Consider the following 4,463-nt stretch of genomic DNA (forward strand, 5'->3'; position numbering starts at 1 on the left):
AACCTCCTCGGCCCCTGAGGCCGCCGATCCTTCCGGATCTCGAAGTCCATCGCACCCCTTGAACTGGGGTGTTGCGACGACCACTAGAACGGAAGGAGATCCGGGGCCTCTGGCGTTTTCCGGGAGCGCGGTGGTTCTGCTGGGGCCGGCCGCGAGGCGGACGTGATCACGGTGTGTGCGTGGCTCACCGTTCTCTTGGTCGGTGAGAGATTAAGCGAGTAAATTCCCTCACGCATCGCCGACCGGTTCAGCACCGCTCCTCCGGCGGAGGAGGCCCCGGCCATGTCACCCCAGGAGCTGCCGGCCCCGTCTGGCGGGCGAAGAACCTGGTCGTCACGGATGACGTGCACGCGGTGGCGGCATACCTGGCTCCCGCGCTGGTGCGGGGACCCGTCCCGTGCCGGCTGGAGGAGGTCGCCACCCGGACGGGGCTCAGACTCGGGCGGTCGCGGCTTCGGGCCTTCGTGCGCCGTACGGCCCTTCCTCGCCCGAGGGCGTTGTCAGTGCCGACGCCTACTCTCGAGAGTGATGGCACAGGCATGGAAGTGCACGGGACTGCGGTGGTCGGGGGACGGACCCGCGCTGGTGTGGGACGGCGGACGGCGCAGCGCGCTGCACCGGGGCAAGCGCGTCGCCTTCGGCGTGGTGGACGGGGGCGTGCGGACGTGCGTGGGGGCGCGCGGGCATCCGTGTCCCACGAGGGCGAGGGTGTCGGGGCGCAGCACCGGAGCCCGCTGTGAGGAGTGCGCGCGGCTGGACCGGGCGCACTCCGTCGCCGCGGACACGATCGCGGACGACCCCCGGCCGTACCACGTGTACCTGGCCTGGTTCGGGCCCGGCATGATCAAGGTCGGGATCACCGCACTCGAACGGGGCTCCGCGCGGCTGCTGGAGCAGGGCGCCGTGTGTTTCAGCTGGCTCGGAGTCGGGCCGCTGATGGCCGCGCGGCGGACGGAGGAGCTGCTGCGGGCGGCGCTCAAGGTGCCCGACCGGATCCCGTACGCCGAGAAGCGGGCCGTACGGTCGGCGCTCCCGGCGACGGAGGCCGAACGGGTCGCCGAGATCGGGGAGTTGCACGAGCGGGCCGTCGCGCTCGCCGGCTGGCCCGAGTCCCTCTCCCGCAAGCCGTGCCAACCGGTCGACCACACGGGGGTGTTCGGGCTCCAGGGGCTGCCCGCCGCACTCGGTGAGGTCGTCGAACTGGTCCCCGGCGGCACGGTCGGCGGTGAGCTGATCGCCGTCGCCGGGCCCGATCTGCACATCGCGGCCGGGGCGCGCGGGGTCGTCGTGCTCGACACGCGGTTGATGACGGGGTGGCAGCTGTGTCCCGGGCCGGGTGGGGGTGGATTCACCTTTCCGGTACGGGAGTTCAGGGTGGAGGCGGGCGTCCAGGACGGGCTGTTCTGAAGGCCGAAAGGTCAAGAGCTGGATCCCTTCCGGATCCCTTTGGGCAAGGTCCATGGACGCAGGCCGCCCGGCCGCCGATCGTCGAGGACATGAGCGATCAGCGGATCACACCCGTCCCGGCCCATGAAACCCCTTACTACGCGGTCGTGTTCACCTCCGTACGCACCGAGGAGGACGACGACGGATACCGGCACGCCGCAGAGCGGCTGGGCGAGCTCGTCAAGGACATCCCCGGCTTCCTCGGCGAGGACTCGGCCCGCACGCCCGGTGGTCTGGCGATCTCCGTCGCCTATTTCCGGGACCTGGCCGGTATCGACCGGTGGCGGCGCGACGCGCGTCACCGGGCGGCCAAGGAGTACGGCCGGGAGCACTGGTACGAGCGCTACTCGATCCACGTCGCGCGGGTCGAGCACAGTCACGGCCACGCGCGAAGCTGATCGCCGGGCAAGGGCTTCCCAGGCGTTTCCTGAGAGGCGCCTGTGTGTTTCTCAGGGAAATCACAGATTGGTGAAAGCGTGTTCTCAGAGGACGCCGACAAGGTGTCCACCATGACCACGACCTCGCCCCAGGGGCGCACCGAACTGCTGAGGCCGGACGGGAGCCCCGTCCGAGTGCTTGTGGTGGACGACGAGCTGTCGATCACCGAACTCCTGTCCATGGCCCTGCGTTACGAGGGCTGGCAGATCCGCAGTGCGGGTGACGGCCAGGGAGCCGTCCAGACGGCCCGGGAGTTCCGGCCCGACGCCGTCGTCCTCGACATGATGCTGCCCGACATGGACGGCCTCGCGGTTCTGGGGCGCCTGCGGCGCGAGCTGCCCGACGTTCCGGTGCTGTTCCTCACCGCCAAGGACGCGGTCGAGGACCGGATCGCCGGGCTCACCGCCGGCGGCGACGACTACGTCACCAAGCCGTTCAGCCTGGAGGAGGTCGTGGCCCGGCTGCGCGGGCTCATCCGCCGTTCCGGCGCCGCCGACCGGCGGTCCGACTCCGTGCTCGTGGTCGGCGACCTGACTCTGGACGAGGACAGCCACGAGGTCTCGCGGGCCGGCGACAACATCCACCTCACGGCCACCGAGTTCGAACTGCTGCGCTTCCTGATGCGCAACCCGCGGCGCGTGCTCAGCAAGGCGCAGATCCTGGACCGGGTGTGGTCGTACGACTTCGGCGGCCAGGCCAATGTGGTCGAGCTCTACATCTCGTACCTGCGCAGGAAGATAGACGCCGGTCGTGAGCCGATGATCCACACCCGGCGTGGGGCCGGCTACCTGATCAAGCCCGCCGCGTCATGAGCGGGCGACGACGGCCGCGTACGCAGAGGCGGGCAGGTGGTAAGCCGCGCACCCTGCGGACGCGGCTCGTCGTCTCGACGGTGACGCTGATCGCCGTGGTGTGCGCCGTGATCGGCACGGTGACCACCGTCGCGCTGAAGCAGCACCTCTACCACCAGCTGGACGAGAAGGTCCACGACACCGCCATGCGTGCCGGGGGCGGCCACATGCTGCCGAAGAACCCGGGCGTGAAGAACCCCGCCGACCCCGGGGCCCCGGGCGCCGTCCGGAACCTCGGGATCTCGGCCGGTGCCAAGGTGAAGAACCTCGTCATCAACGTTCCCACGCAGGAAAAGACCATCGCCGCCTACGTGGAGAACGGCAAGGTCACCACCGCGGCCGTCGCCAAGCGGAAGAACGACAGCAACGGCTCCTTCCAGCAGATGAACGCCGCCTTCCTCAGCGTGGCGCAGATGGCCGCCCTGAACTCGGTGCCGAAGGACTTCAAGGCGCACTCCGTGGACATCCCCGGCCTGGAGAAGTACCGCGTCGAGTACGTCCACAGCCCCGACAGCGCCGACGCGTACTACGTCGCCCTGCCGACGGCCGACGCCGACGGCACCGTCAACACCCTGATCCTCGTCGAGATCAGCATCACCGTCGCCGGCCTCGTCGCCGCCGTCATGGCCGGATACGCACTCGTCGGCATCGCCACCCGCCCCCTCCGCAAGGTCGCCGCCACCGCCACCCGGGTCTCCGAACTCCCCCTGCACACCGGCGAGGTGAACCTCAGCGAGCGTGTTCCGGAGTCCGAGACCGATCCGCACACCGAGGTCGGGCAGGTCGGTGCCGCGCTCAACCGGATGCTCGACCATGTGCACGGCGCCCTGCACGCCCGCCAGCAGAGCGAGATGCGGGTACGGCAGTTCGTCGCGGACGCGAGCCATGAGCTGCGCACGCCCCTCGCCTCCATCCGGGGCTACGCCGAGCTGACCCGGCGCGGACGGGAGCAGGTCGGGCCCGACACCCGGCACGCCCTGGGCCGAATCGAGTCCGAGGCGGGCCGGATGACGCTGCTCGTCGAGGACCTCCTGCTGCTCGCGCGCCTGGACGCGGGCCGGCCCCTCCAGTTCGAGCGCACCGATCTCGTCCCGCTCGTGGTGGACACCATCAGCGACTCGCGCGCGGCCGGCATGGACCACAACTGGCGGCTGGACCTGCCCGACGAACCGGCGCTGGTGTCGGCGGACGCGGCACGCATCCAGCAGGTGCTGGTCAATCTGCTGGGCAACGCCCGCAAACACACACCACCCGGTACGACGGTCACCGCACGCGTGCAGCGGCGCGGCCCGTGGATGTGGGTCGACGTCGAGGACAACGGCCAGGGCATTCCGCCCGAGCTGCTGCCGCACGTCTTCGAGCGGTTCGCCAGGGGCGACTCGGCGCGGTCCCGGTCCACCGGGTCCACCGGCCTGGGGCTCGCCATCGTGCAGGCGGTCGCCACCGCGCACGGCGGTGCCGTCACCGTCGACAGCGTCCCGGGCCGGACCGTGTTCACGGTGCACCTGCCCGCCTCCGGCCCCGTCGCGCCTCGGCCGGACCCCGCGACGAACTGGCACGCGCACTCACAGGTACAGCACAGTGCCACCACATGGGTGCGACAGGGGGCCTGACCAGAGTCGTGGCCAAGCGAACCCCCGCTTCTCCCCGCCCCCGGCCCGCGCGGGGGCCCCACCCCGCCCCCGGGCGGGACCCCCCCCAAGATTTTAAACAGACCCCGCGCCCCCC

4 protein-coding genes are annotated in these 4,463 nt (G+C 70.8%); all 4 read left to right on the plus strand.

Translation table 11 applies throughout. The annotated features are described in order from the left end of the window. The first annotated feature begins 528 nt into the window (after nucleotides 1–528). The 4 genes from ACFW2E_RS42215 to ACFW2E_RS42230 all read left to right on the plus strand — a co-directional run bounded on the left by ACFW2E_RS42215 (nucleotide 529) and on the right by ACFW2E_RS42230 (nucleotide 4,348). Nucleotides 529–1,407 carry a DUF2797 domain-containing protein gene (locus ACFW2E_RS42215; RefSeq protein ID WP_384476078.1) on the plus strand — a complete coding sequence of 293 codons (879 nt, stop codon included), beginning with the start codon at nucleotides 529–531 and terminating at the stop codon, nucleotides 1,405–1,407. Nucleotides 1,408–1,496: 89 nt separating this feature from the next. After that, nucleotides 1,497–1,844 (plus strand): antibiotic biosynthesis monooxygenase family protein, encoded by a 348-nt coding sequence (locus tag ACFW2E_RS42220; RefSeq protein ID WP_384476081.1) that lies wholly within the window; start codon nucleotides 1,497–1,499, stop codon nucleotides 1,842–1,844. 111 nt (nucleotides 1,845–1,955) lie between these two features. Beyond that, a complete protein-coding gene (locus ACFW2E_RS42225) occupies nucleotides 1,956–2,696 on the plus strand; it encodes a response regulator transcription factor (RefSeq protein ID WP_185806597.1) in 741 nt (246 codons plus the stop codon). Next, entirely contained in the window at nucleotides 2,693–4,348 is a 1,656-nt protein-coding gene (locus tag ACFW2E_RS42230) for a sensor histidine kinase (RefSeq protein ID WP_384476085.1), read from the plus strand. The genes ACFW2E_RS42225 and ACFW2E_RS42230 overlap by 4 nt, the downstream gene beginning before the upstream one ends. Nucleotides 4,349–4,463: the final 115 nt, after the last annotated feature.

The organism is Streptomyces sp. NPDC058964 (assembly GCF_042741275.1).
Lineage (GTDB): Bacteria > Actinomycetota > Actinomycetes > Streptomycetales > Streptomycetaceae > Streptomyces.

What these genes read in the sequence shown, in the direction of transcription:
- ACFW2E_RS42225 (WP_185806597.1), top strand. Translation starts at nt 1,956, where the DNA reads ATGACCACGACCTCGCCCCAGGGGCGCACCGAACTGCTGAGGCCGGAC.
- ACFW2E_RS42215 (WP_384476078.1), top strand. Translation starts at nt 529, where the DNA reads ATGGCACAGGCATGGAAGTGCACGGGACTGCGGTGGTCGGGGGACGGA.
- ACFW2E_RS42230 (WP_384476085.1), top strand. Translation starts at nt 2,693, where the DNA reads ATGAGCGGGCGACGACGGCCGCGTACGCAGAGGCGGGCAGGTGGTAAG.
- ACFW2E_RS42220 (WP_384476081.1), top strand. Translation starts at nt 1,497, where the DNA reads ATGAGCGATCAGCGGATCACACCCGTCCCGGCCCATGAAACCCCTTAC.